The sequence below is a fragment of the Arthrobacter sp. 8AJ genome (assembly GCF_902506025.1).
Lineage (GTDB): Bacteria > Actinomycetota > Actinomycetes > Actinomycetales > Micrococcaceae > Arthrobacter.
This window is the reverse complement of the sequence record NZ_LR733289.1, coordinates 3,333,274-3,348,662: the sequence shown is the minus strand read 5'-3', so window position 1 is coordinate 3,348,662 and position 15,389 is coordinate 3,333,274. Positions and strand designations below refer to the sequence as shown.

Annotated in this window: 13 protein-coding genes and 1 riboswitch; of the genes, 10 read left to right on the top strand and 3 right to left on the bottom strand. The window is 66.7% G+C overall.

From position 1 onward, the window contains the following. Nucleotides 1-2: 2 nt before the first annotated feature. The 5 genes from araA to BACI349Y_RS15490 all read left to right on the top strand — a co-directional run bounded on the left by araA (nt 3) and on the right by BACI349Y_RS15490 (nt 4,008). The gene (gene araA / locus BACI349Y_RS15510; protein ID WP_159632884.1) at nt 3-1,523 is read left to right on the top strand and encodes an L-arabinose isomerase; all 1,521 of its coding nucleotides are present in this window, start codon (nt 3-5) and stop codon (nt 1,521-1,523) included. A gap of 39 nt (nt 1,524-1,562) precedes the next feature. Further along, entirely contained in the window at nt 1,563-2,594 is a 1,032-nt protein-coding gene (locus BACI349Y_RS15505) for a LacI family DNA-binding transcriptional regulator (protein ID WP_159632883.1), read from the top strand. A 76-nt stretch (nt 2,595-2,670) separates the two neighbouring features. After that, entirely contained in the window at nt 2,671-2,874 is a 204-nt protein-coding gene (locus BACI349Y_RS15500; RefSeq protein ID WP_159632882.1) for a hypothetical protein, read from the top strand. A gap of 92 nt (nt 2,875-2,966) precedes the next feature. Next, on the top strand, nt 2,967-3,269 hold the full coding sequence (locus BACI349Y_RS15495) for a DUF4193 domain-containing protein (protein ID WP_018762118.1): 303 nt from the start codon (nt 2,967-2,969) through the stop codon (nt 3,267-3,269). A 187-nt stretch (nt 3,270-3,456) separates the two neighbouring features. Then, entirely contained in the window at nt 3,457-4,008 is a 552-nt protein-coding gene (locus BACI349Y_RS15490; RefSeq protein ID WP_159632881.1) for an AMIN-like domain-containing (lipo)protein, read from the top strand. 71 nt (nt 4,009-4,079) lie between these two features. Here the strand turns inward: BACI349Y_RS15490 and BACI349Y_RS15485 are convergent, their stop codons facing one another. Next, entirely contained in the window at nt 4,080-5,636 is a 1,557-nt protein-coding gene (locus tag BACI349Y_RS15485; protein ID WP_159632880.1) for an APC family permease, read from the bottom strand. A gap of 221 nt (nt 5,637-5,857) precedes the next feature. Between BACI349Y_RS15485 and BACI349Y_RS15480 the strand changes: the two genes are divergently transcribed. After that, nucleotides 5,858-6,337 (top strand): Dps family protein, encoded by a 480-nt coding sequence (locus tag BACI349Y_RS15480; RefSeq protein WP_159632879.1) that lies wholly within the window; start codon nt 5,858-5,860, stop codon nt 6,335-6,337. Between the two features lie 82 nt (nt 6,338-6,419). Here BACI349Y_RS15480 and BACI349Y_RS15475 read toward each other — a convergent pair whose 3' ends face one another. Next, complete coding sequence (locus tag BACI349Y_RS15475) at nt 6,420-7,976, bottom strand: MFS transporter (protein ID WP_159632878.1); 1,557 nt, start codon at nt 7,974-7,976, stop codon at nt 6,420-6,422. 83 nt (nt 7,977-8,059) lie between these two features. Between BACI349Y_RS15475 and BACI349Y_RS15470 the strand changes: the two genes are divergently transcribed. The 4 genes from BACI349Y_RS15470 to BACI349Y_RS15455 all read left to right on the top strand — a co-directional run bounded on the left by BACI349Y_RS15470 (nt 8,060) and on the right by BACI349Y_RS15455 (nt 14,765). Then, nucleotides 8,060-8,596, top strand: a complete 537-nt coding sequence (locus tag BACI349Y_RS15470; RefSeq protein ID WP_159632877.1) for a TetR/AcrR family transcriptional regulator — start codon at nt 8,060-8,062, stop codon at nt 8,594-8,596. A gap of 91 nt (nt 8,597-8,687) precedes the next feature. Beyond that, nucleotides 8,688-8,785: riboswitch (glycine riboswitch) on the top strand. 192 nt (nt 8,786-8,977) lie between these two features. Then, the gene (gcvP, locus tag BACI349Y_RS15465; RefSeq protein WP_159632876.1) at nt 8,978-11,824 is read left to right on the top strand and encodes an aminomethyl-transferring glycine dehydrogenase; all 2,847 of its coding nucleotides are present in this window, start codon (nt 8,978-8,980) and stop codon (nt 11,822-11,824) included. A gap of 12 nt (nt 11,825-11,836) precedes the next feature. Further along, a complete protein-coding gene (gcvT, locus tag BACI349Y_RS15460; protein WP_159632875.1) occupies nt 11,837-12,985 on the top strand; it encodes a glycine cleavage system aminomethyltransferase GcvT in 1,149 nt (382 codons plus the stop codon). Between the two features lie 340 nt (nt 12,986-13,325). Next, the gene (locus BACI349Y_RS15455; RefSeq protein ID WP_159632874.1) at nt 13,326-14,765 is read left to right on the top strand and encodes an L-serine ammonia-lyase; all 1,440 of its coding nucleotides are present in this window, start codon (nt 13,326-13,328) and stop codon (nt 14,763-14,765) included. A 49-nt stretch (nt 14,766-14,814) separates the two neighbouring features. Here BACI349Y_RS15455 and BACI349Y_RS15450 read toward each other — a convergent pair whose 3' ends face one another. Beyond that, on the bottom strand, nt 14,815-15,360 hold the full coding sequence (locus tag BACI349Y_RS15450) for a TspO/MBR family protein (RefSeq protein WP_159632873.1): 546 nt from the start codon (nt 15,358-15,360) through the stop codon (nt 14,815-14,817). Nucleotides 15,361-15,389: the final 29 nt, after the last annotated feature.

The window sequence follows — 15,389 nt, the reverse complement described above, 5'->3', positions numbered from 1 at the left end:
CCATGAGCACCGCAGCAAACACCTCCCTCGACGGCTACGAAGTCTGGTTCCTCACCGGCAGCCAGCACCTCTACGGGGAGGAAGTCCTCAAGCAGGTGGCCGCCCAGTCGCAGGAGATCGCCAACCAGCTCAATGCCTCCTCGTCGGTTCCCGTGCGGATCGTGTGGAAGCCGGTCCTGACCGACTCCGATGCCATCCGGCGCACCGCCCTGGAGGCAAACTCGGATGACTCGGTCATCGGAGTGACGGCCTGGATGCACACCTTCAGCCCGGCCAAGATGTGGATCCAGGGCCTGGACCTGCTGCGCAAGCCCCTGCTGCACCTGCATACGCAGGCCAACCGCGACCTGCCGTGGGCGGACATCGACTTCGACTTCATGAACCTGAACCAGGCCGCCCACGGCGACCGCGAATTCGGCTACATCCAGTCCCGCCTGGGCATCGCCCGGAAGACCGTCGTCGGGCACGTCTCCAACCCCGAGGTGGCACGCCAGGTGGGCTCCTGGCAGCGCGCCGCCGCCGGCTGGGCCGCCGTCCGGAGCCTGAAGCTCACCCGCTTCGGCGACAACATGCGCAACGTCGCCGTGACCGAAGGCGACAAGACCGAGGCCGAGCTGCGCTTCGGCGTCGCGGTCAACACCTGGTCCGTCAACGAGCTCGCGGACGCCGTCCACGGTGCTGCAGAGTCCGACGTCGACGCCCTGGTGGCCGAGTATGAGGACCTTTACGACGTGGTGCCGGAGCTCCGCGCAGGCGCGGCCCGGCACGAATCGCTGCGGTATGGCGCCCGGATCGAACTGGGCCTGCGCAGCTTCCTGGAAGGCAACGGCTCCGCCGCCTTCACCACGTCCTTCGAGGACCTCGGTGCCCTCCGCCAGCTGCCGGGCCTGGCCGTGCAGCGGCTCATGGCCGCCGGGTACGGGTTCGGCGCCGAGGGCGACTGGAAGACCGCCATCCTGGTCCGCGCCGCCAAGGTGATGGGCGCCGGCCTGCCCGGCGGCGCATCCCTCATGGAGGACTACACGTACCACCTGGAACCCGGCTCCGAAAAGATCCTGGGCGCCCACATGCTCGAGGTTTGCCCCTCCCTCACGGCAGCAAAGCCGCGGCTGGAAATCCACCCCCTGGGTATCGGCGGCAAGGAAGACCCTGTCCGGTTGGTGTTCGACGCCGACGCCTCGCCGGGCGTCGTCGTCGCCCTGTCCGACATGCGGGACCGTTTCCGCCTGGTGGCCAACGCCGTCGACGTCGTTCCCCTGGACCAGCCGCTGCCCAACCTCCCCGTGGCCCGCGCCCTGTGGGAGCCGAAGCCGGACTTCGCCACCTCGGCCGCCGCCTGGCTGACCGCCGGCGCCGCCCACCACACCGTGCTCTCCACCCAGGTGGGCATGGACGTCTTCGAGGACTTCGCCGAAATCGCCAAAACCGAACTGCTCACCATCGACGAAGGCACCACCATCCGCCAGTTCAAGAAGGACCTGAACTGGAACGCCGCCTACTACAAACTGGCCGGCGGGATCTGACCCAGTGGCACGGCTGAGGTGCCGGCCCCGGCGGCTGCCATGGAGCGGAACCCCGTGACGGACGGCAGGCCACCCCGGCTGCCAACGCTCGAGGACGTGGCGGAACTGGCCGGGGTTTCGCACCAGACCGTGTCACGGGTGGTCAACAGCCACCCCAATGTCAGCTCCGGCACCCGCGGCAAGGTGGAAGCGGCGATTGCCGCACTCGGCTACCGCCGCAACACCGCCGCGCGGAGCCTGGTCACCCGGCGCTCGCAGACCATCGGCGTCCTGGGCAGCGAGCTCTCGCAGTACGGCCCTGCCAACACCCTGCTGGGAGTGGAACGTGCTGCACGGGACGCAGGATACTTCGTCAGCGTCGCGGCGCTGCGGGAGGTCAACCGGGACGCGATCCTGGACGCCGTCCGGCACTTCCTGGACCAGTCGGTGGACGGAATAGTAGTGATCGTCCCGCACCTGGAGACGCTGGCCGCCCTGGCGGAACTGCCCATTGGAGTGCCGGTGGTGGCCGTCGGTCCCAACGGAAATGACTCCGTAGGCGGGGTCAAGGTGGACCAGCGCCGCGGCGCGGAACTGGCAGTGGAACACCTCATCGGGCAGGGGCACGTCCGGATCGGACACGTCGCGGGGCCACAGGACTGGATCGACGCCGTAGCCCGCGCCGAGGGCTGGCGGGGAGCCCTGGTCTCCGCCGGGCTCGAGGCAGACCTGATCATCGAGGGCGACTGGAGCGCGGGCAGCGGATACGGGATCGGCAGGCGGCTGGCAGCCGGCCGCAGGGCCACGGCTCTCTTCGTCGGCAACGACCAGATGGCCCTCGGGGTCCTGCGTGCCCTGAATGAGGCAGGCATCAAGGTGCCCGGGGACGTATCCGTGGTGGGCTTCGACGACCAGCCCGAAGCCGGCTATTTCAGTCCCCCGCTGACGGTGGTCCGGCAGGACTTTGAAGAACTGGGCCGGCGGTGCATGGACATGATGCTCACTGCGTTCGATGGCACGGGCGGCCCGCGGACCCTTGTTGTGGAGCCCGAGCTCATCCTGCGCAGCAGCACGGCCCCGCCGGTGCGGTAACGCCGGGGCCGCGGAATTAATCCGGAGGAGACGGCGGCGAAACGTGGCCACAACAATAGCTGCGTAGGTTTCAGGCATGACGCCTACCCTGTTCGTCCGGCTCCGCGGCTGGCTGCTGGACACCCTCACTTTCGACTCCGAAACGGACGCCGCCGGCGCCATGGCTGACGCCACCCGGTGGGGCTGGCTGCCGGCCTTGAGCGGGGTGTCCATCGGAGCCGGCCACGCCCGCTCGGTGCACGCAGGAACAACGGCAGAAACCGGCCCAATGTCTGGTTAAGCACACTATTGCGCCGGTAGCGGGATAATGCCCTAAACTGCTTCACTGAGGTGCCTGAAATGGCGCTGCGCAGCAACGAAAGTGAACATGCTATGGCTACCGATTACGATGCTCCACGCAAGCAGGAAGAAGAGTCGCCGGCCGACTCTCTCGAGGCCCTCCAGGCATCACGGAGCGGCAACGCGCAGACCGCGGTTATCGATGTCGACGAGAACGACACCGCTGAAGGTATCGACCTGCCCGGCGCCGACCTGTCCAACGAGGAACTGACCGTCATTGTGGTTCCCGAGCAGTCTGACGAGTTCACCTGCTCGTCGTGCTTCCTGGTCCGCCACCGGTCGCAGGTTGCCCGCGAAAAGGACGGCCTGAAGTACTGCCGCGACTGCGAAGGCTAAATCTCCATCCTGGTTTCCCGGCGCCGGCCACCTCACACGAGGTGGCCGGCGCTTCTTTGTCCTGTGCTGCTTTGGTCCGGCTGCTTGGCCCGGTGCTGCCGTCGTTACCAAAATGACCCCTCGTTTCCGCCCTCGAACGCTCCTACGCTGGAAGCATCCAATGGCTCTCATTTTGGATGGCACTGCAATGAAAAAGTTCTTCATCTGGCTCGCAGCCGTCCTGCTGGCTGCAGGCCTGGGCCTGGTGGTTCCGGGCGCCGCCTCGGCAACCACGTCGTACTGCGGACTCACGTGGGGTTCGCTGATGAAGTCGGACGGCGCCATGGGCGGCGCACCCGTGACCAATGTCCGGACCGGGCAGCACTATTGCTTTGACCGGCTGGTGGTTGACCTAAGCGGCGCGCCGGCCCCCGGCTACACGGTCCGCTACGTCCCCCAGATCATCCAGGACGGCTCGGGAGCAGTGGTGCCAACGCGGGGCGGCGCCCGGCTGCAGGTCGTCGTCAAGGCGCCGGCCTATGACAACAACGGCCAGCCCACCTACACCCCTGCCGACAAGGCTGAGCTCTCCAACGTTTCGGGCTACCAGACCTTCCGCCAGGTGGTTTGGGCCGGAAGCTTCGAGGGCCAGACCACCATCGGGCTCGGCGTCCGTGCCCGGCTGCCGTTCCGGGTGTTCACCCTCGACGGCCCGGGCTCCGGCTCACGCCTGGTGGTCGACGTGGCGCACTACTGGTGAGCCATCCGGCGTCGTCAACACAAAAGGTGCCGTGCCCCTGGCGGGGGCACGGCACCTTTCTGGGCTGGCGGCTATTCCGGAACGACGAGCGCAGGGGTGTCCTGCTTAAGGGTTTCGCCGCGGAAGAAGCCCGGGTGAGTGCGGGACATGACCAGCATGGCCACGGCGCCCAGGGCCAGGATGCCGACGCCCAGGATGAACACCAGGCCCACGCCGAACACCTCGGAACCGCTGCCGAACTCCGGTGCCAGGCTGTCCACGGCGGTCTGGACAAACACCACGAACAGGCCCACGCCGCCCACCACCGGGCATACCAGCCGCAGCACGAAGTGGCGCACGCTGTTGAACAGGCTGTGGCGGAAGTACCAGGTGCAGGCCAGGGCGGTGAGGCCGTAGTAGAAGCAGATCATGAGGCCCAGGGCCAGGATGGTGTCGTTCAGGACGTTCTCGCTGACCACGTGCATCACTGCGTAGAACCCCGCTGACATCACGCCGGCGGCGATGGTGGCGAAGCCCGGCGTGGCGAACTTCCTGCTCATTCTGCTGAAGGGTTCCGGCAGTGCGCCGTAGTGGGCCATGGCCAGCAGGCTGCGCGACGGCGACATGAAGGTTGACTGCAGGGACGCAGCGGAGCTGGAGAGCACGGCGAGGGACATCAGGATGGCGAACGGGCCCATGATGGGGGAGGCCAGTGCGGTGAAGATGTTTTCGTGGTTTTCAGCGTTGTTCAGGCCGTTGCCGGTATCACCGACGCCGGCAAACATCATGGTGGCGATGCTGACCAGCAGGTAGATGGCCAGGACGATGACGGCGGTCAGGGTGCCTGCCACGCCGGCGGTCTTCTTGCCGTTGGCCGTTTCCTCGTTCACGGTGAGGCAGACGTCCCAGCCCCAGTACACGAAGATCGACAGGGAGATGCCGGCGGCAATCTGACCGAACGTCTCGATCCTGGTGACATCGAACCACTCCCAGCTGAACGGGATGGCCGTTTCCGAGGTGGACCAGTTGGCAAAGGCCATCACGACGAACAGGCCCAGCACCAGCAACTGGAAGCCCACCAGGCTGTACTGCACCAGCTTGGTGGTGTGCAGGCCGCGGTAGCTGACCCAGACGGCCAGCGCCACGAAGACGAAGCAGGTAATGACGTTCAGGGCTTTGTTGTCCGCCAGGTCCGCCAGTTCGGGGGAGCCGGTGAGCTGTGACAGGAAGAGGTAGAAGAAGTCGACGGCGACGCCCGCCAGGTTGGACAGCACGATGATGTTTGCTGCCAGCAGGCCCCAGCCGCCCATCCAGCCCACCCACGGGCCAAAGGCCTTGGTGACCCAGGTGAAGGTGGTGCCGCTGTCCGGAGAGTCGGCGTTGAGTTCCCGGTAGGCCAGCGAGACCAGGATCATGGGGATGAACCCGATGAGGAAGATGACGGGCAGCTGGAGGCCGGCTTCATTGACGGTGGGTCCCAGTGCGCTGGTGAGGGTGTAGGCGGGGGCGATGGTTGAAATGCCCAGCACGACGACGGCCAGGAGCCCGAGCTGGCCGCCCTTGAGTCCTTTGGCACTGACGCCGTCCGCGGAGGGGGCGTGGGCGTGCGGACCGGGTTTGGCAGTACTGGTGCGGATTGTCTCTGTCATGGCACCACTTTCTGGAAGGCTGTGAGACGGAGGTCACTATATGAATGGCGTTCATTTAGTATGGGGGTGGCGGGCGTGTGATGCAAGACGCAATATGAATCACATTCGTTTATGACTGGTTTTCGAAATTAGTAAGCTCACTGAGAAATTGTCTTTGGCCCTGCCGCCGCGCCGCCCACGGCTGGTAGCGTCTGCCGTACTGGACCAATTGAGGAGGACGCATGAAAGCTTCACCGACACTGACCAACAACCTGCAGGCCGTCCTGGCGGACCTGATCGAGCTCCACATCCAGGGCAAGCAGGCGCACTGGAACATCGTGGGCACCAACTTCCGCGACCTCCACCTGCAGCTCGATGAGATCGTCGACGCCGCCCGCCAGTTCGCCGACGACACCGCCGAGCGCATGCGTGCCCTGCACGCGCTTCCGGACGGCCGCAGCTCCACCGTGGCCGGGACCACCAGCCTGGCCCAGTTCCCTGACGGGCTCATCAGCACCGGGGATGCCATTGAGCGGATTGTCGCCGCCATGGAAGCTGCCGTTGGCACCATGCGCAAGGTCCATGACGAAGTGGATGAGGAAGACCCCACCTCCGCGGACCTCCTGCACGAGTTCATCGCCAGGCTGGAGCAGTTCGCCTGGATGGTGCAGGCCGAGAAGATGAAGCCCACCGCCAAGGTCACGGCCCCCGACTCCAAGTAGCGGACATCCGTCAGGGCGTCCTGCGCCGGGGTTGCCCCGGCGCAGGACGCTTTTTGCCCCGGACAGCACTGCCGTTGTACTGCTAGGCCGCTTTGGGAACTTTCCGAAGCACGACGGCGGCGAGCACTGCCGCCGTCGCCATCAGTGCCAGCCCAATTGCGGCCGTGATGTGCACGCCGGAATCGAACGCGGCGGCCGCGGCATCCCGGACTGCCCCCGCGACTGATTCCGGCAGCAGGCCGGCCGCCTCCACCGCGCCGGCCAGCGTTTCCCCGGCGTTGTGCAGTGAGGCTCCGGGCAGCATGGCCTCCAGCCCTGCCGGCAGCCGGAGGTTCTGCTGGTAGGACGCGGTCAGGATGGAGCCCAGCACTGCAGTCCCCAGCAGCGAGCCCACCTCGTAGCCCGTCTCGGAAATCGCCGCCGCAGCACCTGATTTCGCCGGCGGGGCCGAGCCGAGGATGAGGTCGTTCGAGATGGTTTCCGCCGTGCCGACGCCCAGCGCCAGGACCAGCAGTGCTGCCAGCAGCAGGGAAGGCCCGCCGTCGTGCTTTCCGAAGGCCACCATGCTGTAGCCGACGGCGCTGAAGGACAGGCCCGCGGCGACTACGTACCCGGGGCGGACCTTCCGGACCAGCGGGACTACCACCAGGCCTGCCGCCACTGTGGCTGCCAGGGCTGGAAGCATGGCAATGCCCGCCGCGGACGGCGTCATCCCCTCCAGGAGTTGGAGGTGCTGGGCAAGGAAAAGGATGAATCCGTTGAAGGAAAACAGGGCCAGGATGTTGGCGCTGATGGCCATGCTGAACACCCTGTTCCGGAACAGCGACATGTCCAGCAGGGGGTATTCCAGGCGTTGCTGGCGGCGCACGAACACGATCCCCATGGCCACACCAAAGGCGATGCTGCCCAGCCCGGCCGTGCCCGGGCCTTCGGTGGCTACTGACTTGATGCCGTACACCACGGGCACCATGACCAGCATGGAGAGCAGGACGCTTGGGATATCCACCATGCCCGGCGCGGGATCCTTTGATTCCGGAATGAAGGCCGGCCCCAGCGCCAGCAGGGGCAGCATGAGGGGCACGGCCACCAGGAAAACGGCGCCCCACCAGAAGTGCTCCACCAGCCATCCACCAAGGATGGGGCCCAGGGCGGCGCCGCCGGAGAATCCGGCCGCCCAGATGGCCACTGCAAGCCGCCGGCGGTTGGGTTCCGGGAATATATTGCGGATCAGCGACAGGGTGGACGGCATCAGCATGGCGCCGAAGAACCCGAGCGCCGCGCGGCCGGCGATCAGCCACTCCGGGGTGGGTGCGAAGGCCGTGGCGGCGGACAGTCCGGCGAAGCCCAGGCTGCCGATGACCAGCAGTCGCCGCCGCCCAATCCGGTCGCCGAGGCTTCCCATTGACACCAGCAGGCCGGCCAGGACCAGCGGATAGGAGTCCACGATCCACAGCAGCTGCAGGCCGGTCGGTTCCAGGGCGCGTGCGATGGCGGGCAGGGCAAACGTCAGGGCAGTGTTGTCCACTGCCACCAGCAGCACGGGAAACATCAGCAGCCCCAGCGCAAGCCAATCCCGCCACGGAGGCCGCGCGGCGGTGCTGTCCCGTTGGGTGGGGGCCGGGCTGATGGAAGTCGTCATGCAATAACTGTACCGTCTGGACGGTACAGTTTGAAAACGCAGCCATTCCTTCTTCCCTGCCGGTGGAGGGCATGATGGAAGGCATGCCCCGAAAGCCTGTAGCCCGTGATGCGGTCCTTGACGCCTTCGAGTCCCTGCTGATCGACGTGGGGGAGCGCGCTGCAACCCTCGACGCCGTAGCCCGGAAGGCCGGGGTGTCCAAAGGCGGCCTCCTCTATCACTTTCCCAACAAGGAAGCGCTCATCTCCGTGCTGCTTGACCGCCTGGAAGGCCTGGCCAGGCAGGACGCCGACGCGATGGCTTCCGCCAGCGAAGGTGCTGCCGCGTATTTCATCCGCTCCTCCGTCTGGGCGGATACTCCGCTTGACCGGGTCATCGTGGCTGCCACGCGGCTTGCCGAGGTGGCACATGAAGAGACCCGCCGCCGGTTCGCCGCCATCCAGCAGCGGTGGCTGGACGAGATCGCAGCAGATGTGGGGCACGGCCTGGCCAAGGCTGTCCTGTATATGGGTGACGGGTTGTACTTCAATGCCATGCTTTCCGTGGGCCCTGCGCCGGAAGGCGGAGCGGCCGCCGATGTGGAGGAACTCCTGGCTGCTTTGGAACGGCTCCGCAGGTAGCTTTCCATTTGCCGGGAGGGCTTGTGGCGTAGGACAATGGAGAGTTGTGAGGGCTGTCACCGGCCGTCATCATCAACAAATGAATAGCCTTTGATCTGCGGCGGGAGAGTTCTGCCGGAAGTACAGGCAGGCGCCGTAGGAGCAAATCCTCCCCAGGAATCTCGCAGGCCCCTGTACCGCCGCGGCGAGGCACCTCTGGAAAGCAGCAGGCAGTTGTCCGGCCTCCCTTGGGGGAAGCGAAACGGCTGTTGTGCTCACCGACGGTGCAAGCGGGTCCTGCCCAGCCAGGCAACGCGGAAACTCTCAGGTCCAATACAGAGCGGGGAGGGACCCGAATAGCTGTGGCGTACCCTGCGCCGCCTGAATAAATGGAGTTCCTTCGTGTCGGTTACCCCAGCCTCCACCACCTTCGTAGACCGCCACATTGGCGCACGCCGCCAGGACGACGTCGACGCCATGCTCAAAGCCGTTGGTTACGGCACGGTCGATTCCCTGGTGGACACCGCCGTACCCAAAGTCATCCGCCAGGAAACAGCCCTCCGCCTGCAGGATGCCCTCAGCGAAGTTGAAGTCCTTGCGGAACTGCGCAGGCTCGCCGCCAAGAACAAGACGGCCGTGCAACTGATCGGCCAGGGCTACTACGACACCATCACCCCTGCTGTCATCCGGCGGAACATCCTCGAGGCCCCGGCCTGGTACACCGCCTACACCCCGTACCAGCCCGAGATTTCCCAGGGCCGGCTCGAGGCACTGCTGAATTTCCAGACCATGGTCCAGGACCTGGTGGGCCTGCCGATCGCCAACGCCTCGCTGCTGGATGAAGCCACCGCCGTGGCCGAGGCCGTGCTGCTGATGCGCCGCTCCAACAAGACCAAGCCTGCAGCGGACGGCAAGACTGTCCTGGACATCGACGTGCTGCCGCAGACCATCGCCATCGTCAAGGGCCGCGCCGAGGCGCTCGGCTTCGAGGTTGAGGTCGCCGACCTGTCCAACGGCCTGCCCGACGGCGACATCAACGGCATCGTGCTCCAGCAGCCCGGTGCCTCCGGGCGGGTCTGGGACCAGTCCGCCACTATTGCGGCGGCGAAGGAGCGCGGCGCACTGGTCACCGTGGCCGCTGACCTGCTTGCACTGACCCTGATCACTCCTCCGGGCGAGCAGGGCGCCGACATCGCCGTCGGCTCCACGCAGCGCTTCGGGGTGCCGTTGTTCTTCGGCGGCCCGCACGCCGCATACATGGCGGTCCGCAAGGGCCTGGAGCGGTCGCTGCCCGGCCGCCTGGTGGGTGTGTCAAAGGACGACGCAGGGGTTCCCGCGTACCGCCTGGCGCTGCAGACCCGCGAGCAGCACATCCGCCGTGAAAAGGCCACGTCCAACATCTGCACGGCGCAGGCCCTGCTGGCCATCGTTTCCTCGATGTACGCCGTCTACCACGGCCCCGACGGGCTGAAGGCGATTGCGGAAACGACGCACGGCCACGCCCGGGTGCTGGCGGCCTCGCTGGCGGCTGCCGGTGTGGAGGTGCTGCACACGAGCTTCTTCGACACCCTTACCGTCCGCGTCCCCGGACGCGCTGCCGCGCTTGTCGCCGATGCCGAAGCGCGCGGCATCAACCTGCGTTCCATCGACGCCGATACCGTGGGCATCTCGCTCGATGAAACCACGACGGCGGCCATCGTCGCCGACGTCGCGGACGTCTTTGGGGCCTCCGTTGCCGCGGCTGAAGGCTTCGGACTGGAGGCCGCCGTCGGACGTTCCTCCGACTACCTGCAGCACCCGGTGTTCAACACGCACCGGTCCGAAACCCAGCTGCTGCGCTACATCCGGAAGCTGTCGGACCGGGACCTGGCGCTGGACCGCACCATGATCCCGCTGGGCTCGTGCACCATGAAGCTGAACGCCACCGCCGAGATGGAAGCCATCTCCTGGCCGGAATTCGCCTCCATCCACCCCTTTGCCCCGGACTCCCAGACCGAAGGCTGGCGTGAACTGATTGCCGACCTGGAGGCGGACCTGACCGCGATCACCGGGTACGACCAGGTGTCCATCCAGCCCAATGCCGGTTCCCAGGGCGAGCTCGCCGGCCTGCTGGCCATCCGCGGCTACCACCACTCCCGCGGCGAAGAGCAGCGCAACGTCTGCCTGATCCCCGCCTCCGCCCACGGCACCAATGCCGCCTCTGCCGTCCTGGCCGGCATGAAGGTCGTCGTCGTTGCCACGGCCGCTGACGGCACCATCAACCACGATGACCTGACGGCCAAGATCGAAGCGAACAAGGACGTCCTGTCCTGCATCATGATCACGTACCCGTCCACCCACGGCGTCTATGACGGGGACGTCCGTGAGGTCTGCGACGCCGTGCACGCGGCGGGCGGCCAGGTCTACATCGACGGCGCCAACCTGAACGCCCTGGTGGGACTGGCCCAGCCCGGCAAGTTCGGCGGCGACGTCTCCCACCTGAACCTGCACAAGACCTTCTGCATCCCCCACGGCGGCGGTGGACCCGGCGTCGGACCTGTTGCGGCCAAGGCCCACCTGGCGCCGTTCATGCCCGGCGACGCCAACAAGGCAGCGCATGAGGAAGGCCACGGGGTCGCGATCTCGGCTTCCCGCTTCGGATCGGCCGGCGTCCTGCCGATCTCCTGGGCGTACGTGAAGCTCATGGGCGGGGAAGGGCTCACCGAGGCCACCAAGTCCGCGCTGCTCGCTGCCAATTACGTCGCAGCCCGGCTGAACGAGTACTTCCCGGTGCTGTACACCGGTGAAGGCGGCCTCGTAGCGCACGAATGCATCCTGGACCTGCGCGACCTCACTGCCAAGACCGGTGTCACGGCCGAGGATGTGGCCAAGCGCCTCATCGACTTCGGCTTCCACGCCCCCACCCTGGCCTTCCCGGTGGCCGGCACCCTGATGGTAGAGCCCACCGAGTCCGAGGACCTGGCCGAGATCGACCGCTTTATCGAAGCCATGATCACCATCCGCAAGGAAATCGACCAGGTGGCCAACGGCGACTTTGCCGTAGCGGACTCACCCCTGCGCCGCGCACCCCACACGGCAGCCGCCGTCGTCAGCTCGGACTGGGACCGTGCCTACCCGCGCGAGCAGGCGGCGTTCCCTGCCCACCACAAGCAGGACAAGTACTTCCCGCCGGTGGGCCGGATCGACGGCGCCGCCGGAGACCGGAACCTCATCTGCTCCTGCCCGCCGCTCGAAGAGTTCGAAAACTAAAGGACCGGCACCGTGACCGAGAAATACACCGCCCTTTACGACGAACATAAAAAGCTTGGCGCCTCCTTCACCGACTTCGGCGGCTGGCAGATGCCATTGAAGTACAGCTCCGAACTGGCTGAACACCACGCCGTCCGCAGCACCGCCGGCCTGTTCGACCTCTCCCACATGGGCGAAGTCTGGGTCACCGGGCCGCAGGCCGCCGCGTTCCTGGACTACGCCCTGGTGGGAAAGATCTCCTCCATGGCCGTGGGCAAGGCCAAGTACTCGCTGATCTGCAACGAGGACGGCGGCATCATCGACGACCTCATCACCTACCGCCGTCCCGCCGCTGGAGACGGCACGGACGTCTTCCTGGTGGTGCCCAATGCGGGCAACGCCGCGGTGGTGGCGGCGGCCCTGCACGAACGGGCCGCAGGGTTCGACGTGCAGGTGGAGGACGCCTCGGCCCGGACATCGCTGATCGCAGTGCAGGGCCCCAAGGCCCAGGAACTCCTGCTTCGCCTGGTCCCGGCCGCACAGCACTCCCTGGTGACGGAGCTGAAGTACTACGCCGCCGTGGAGGTTCCGTTCCTGGTGGGCGGCGCCGGCAAGGAACTCCTGCTCGCGCGTACCGGGTACACCGGTGAGGACGGGTTCGAGATCTTCGTGGACAACGCAGACGCCCCGGCACTGTGGCAGGCATTGGTCGCCATCGCCGACGACGGGGAGCTGACCCCGGCCGGCCTTGCCTCCCGCGACTCGCTTCGACTGGAGGCGGGGATGCCGCTGTACGGCAACGAACTGTCCCTGCAGGGTGACCCGTTCGCTGCAGGCCTCGGCCCCGTCGTCGCGCTCTCCAAGGAAGGCGACTTTGTTGGCAAGGCTGCGCTGGCAGCAAAGAAGGAAGCCGGTGCCGGCACCACCTCCGGCCGCCGCCTCGTGGGGCTCAAAGGGAAGGGCCGCCGCGCCGGACGTGCGCACTACCCCGTGCTCAAGGACGGCGCTACGGTCGGGGAAGTCACCTCCGGCCAGCCCTCGCCCACCCTCGGCTACCCGATCGCCATGGCCTACGTCGACGTCGAGTACTCGGCACCCGGCACAGCCCTGGACATCGATCTCCGCGGCAAGGCAGAACCCTTCGAAGTCGTCGACCTCCCCTTCTACCGCCGCGCCGAGTAGTCCCTTGTTCCACCCCGTGGTCACCTTCGCGACGGCGGACCGGACATTTTCACGCCTGCGTTGGGCCCACGCCGTCAGGGTTCCCTGGCCGAGCTTGCGAGGCTAGGGAGACGGTGGGGAGCACGCTTTCGAAAAGTCCGGCTCCGCCGGCGCTCGTGGGCACGACGTTACCTGCTTGCTGCGTCGCCTTGGTGACGTGCCCGCGGAGTGGGTGGGGCATCCGGCAGCGTGCGTCTAAGGGAGCGTCACGTCCGCTCAGCGGGCGTCTTCGCGACCGAGCACGCAGAGGATGTCCTGCCCGCTCCATCCCGACCACTTGTATTAGTTAGGAACCACGCACATGGCTGTTGGTGTCTTTGACCTCTTTTCGATCGGTATTGGCCCTTCGTCTTCTCATACTGTGGGGCCGATGCGGGCTGCTGCTGTGTTTGCTGAGGAGTTGAAGGCCTCGGGGAAGCTGGCGGACGTGGCGTCGCTGCGGGTGGATTTGTATGGGTCGTTGGCGGCGACGGGGCACGGGCATGGGACGATGACCGCGATCCTGTTGGGGTTGGAGGGGTTCCATCCGGAACTGATCCTGCCCGAAGAGGTGGAGGAGCGGCTGGCTTCGATCGCGGAGACCGGGATCCTGAACCTGGCCGGTGCGGTTGCGCTGCCCTACGGGGTGGGCGACATGGTGTTGCGGCCGTTGACGGTGCTGCCGCGGCACACGAACGGGATGACGTTCACCGTCACCGACGCTGAGGGTTCCGTGGTGCATGCGGCGACGTTCTTCTCGGTCGGTGGCGGGTTCATCGTCCGCGAGGGTGAAGAGGACGCCGCGCAGCAGGAACTGGACGCGTCCAAAGAGGAGTTGCCGCTGCCGTTCCGGACCGCGGCGGAGCTGCTGGAGCACTGCGCGGTGACCGGGCTGGGCATCGCGGACGTGATGTTCGTGAACGAGAAGGCCTCCCGGTCCGAGGAGGAGATCCGGGCCGGGCTGGGGCATATCTGGTCGGTGATGGAGAACTGCGTGGCCACCTCGCTCAAGCGTGAGGGGGTGCTGCCGGGCGGGTTGAAGGTCCGCCGCCGCGCCCCGGACTGGTACGAGCGGTTGAAGAAGGAAACCGCCCGCCCCGAAGACACCGACAATGACGGTCAGGACGGGCAGGACCACTACGACCCGAGGTATTGGCAGGAGTGGGTTAACTTGGTGGCGCTGGCCGTGAACGAGGAAAACGCCTCCGGCGGGAGGGTGGTCACCGCCCCCACGAACGGGGCGGCCGGGATCATCCCGGCGGTGCTGTTCTACGCCCTGCACTTCGCCCCGGGCATGGACCAGGCCACCCAGGCCGACCGGGACGATGTGGTGGTGCGGTTCCTGCTCGCCGCCGGCGCGGTCGGGGTGCTCTACAAGGAACAGGCCTCGATCTCCGGGGCCGAGGTGGGCTGCCAGGGCGAGGTCGGGTCCGCGTCCTCGATGGCCGCCGCGGGCCTGGCCGAGGTCATGGGCGGCACCCCGGCCCAGGTGGAGAACGCCGCCGAGATCGCGATGGAACACAACCTCGGCCTGACCTGTGACCCGATCGGCGGGCTGGTCCAGGTCCCCTGCATCGAACGGAACGCGATCGCCGCCGCGAAAGCCATCAACGCCGCGAAAATGGCGCTCTGGGGCGACGGCACCCACCGCGTCTCCCTCGACGAAGTCATCATCACCATGCGCGAAACCGGCAAGGACATGAGCGACAAATACAAGGAAACCGCCATGGGCGGCCTCGCCGTCAACGTCGTCGAATGCTGACACCCCGCTGACACCTGACCGAATGGCGGGACGGGCGGTGCCCGTGCGCCTAATTGTGAGTTGCCGCCCACCAATTGAGGCTGGCAGCGAACACCAGCCATGAGATGTAGGGGAGCAGGAGCAGCCCTGCCGTCCGGCTGATCGGACCGAAATGCAGCACCGTCACCGTTACCGCGGCGACCAGGGCCACAATGATGGCCAGGCCCAGCCACAGGGCCGCCGTGCCAAGAGCCGGGTAAAGGGCGAAAAAGACCGGGGTCCAGGTGAGATTGAGGGCCAGCTGGATGGCGTAAACCACCATGGCCTGCCGTGTCCCAGCGGTGCGTTTACGCCAAACCAGCCATGCAGCGAGGGCCATTGCCGCATAAAGGATGGTCCACACCGGACCGAACACGCCATTGGGCGGGGACCAGGGGGCCTTGTCCGCGGCTGCATACCAGCCAGTGACATTGGCCGCCGATGCCAAACCGCCCAGCGCCGCCACCACCAAGGACGCCAACAGGAAGCCGGCAAGCGCGGCGGCCTGCACCCCGGCACTGTACGGCTTCCCGCCGCTGCCCGCGGGAGCGGTGCTCTGTTCCCCATCCGGCCTCATACCCCAACCCTTGTTGAACATCCTGAGCT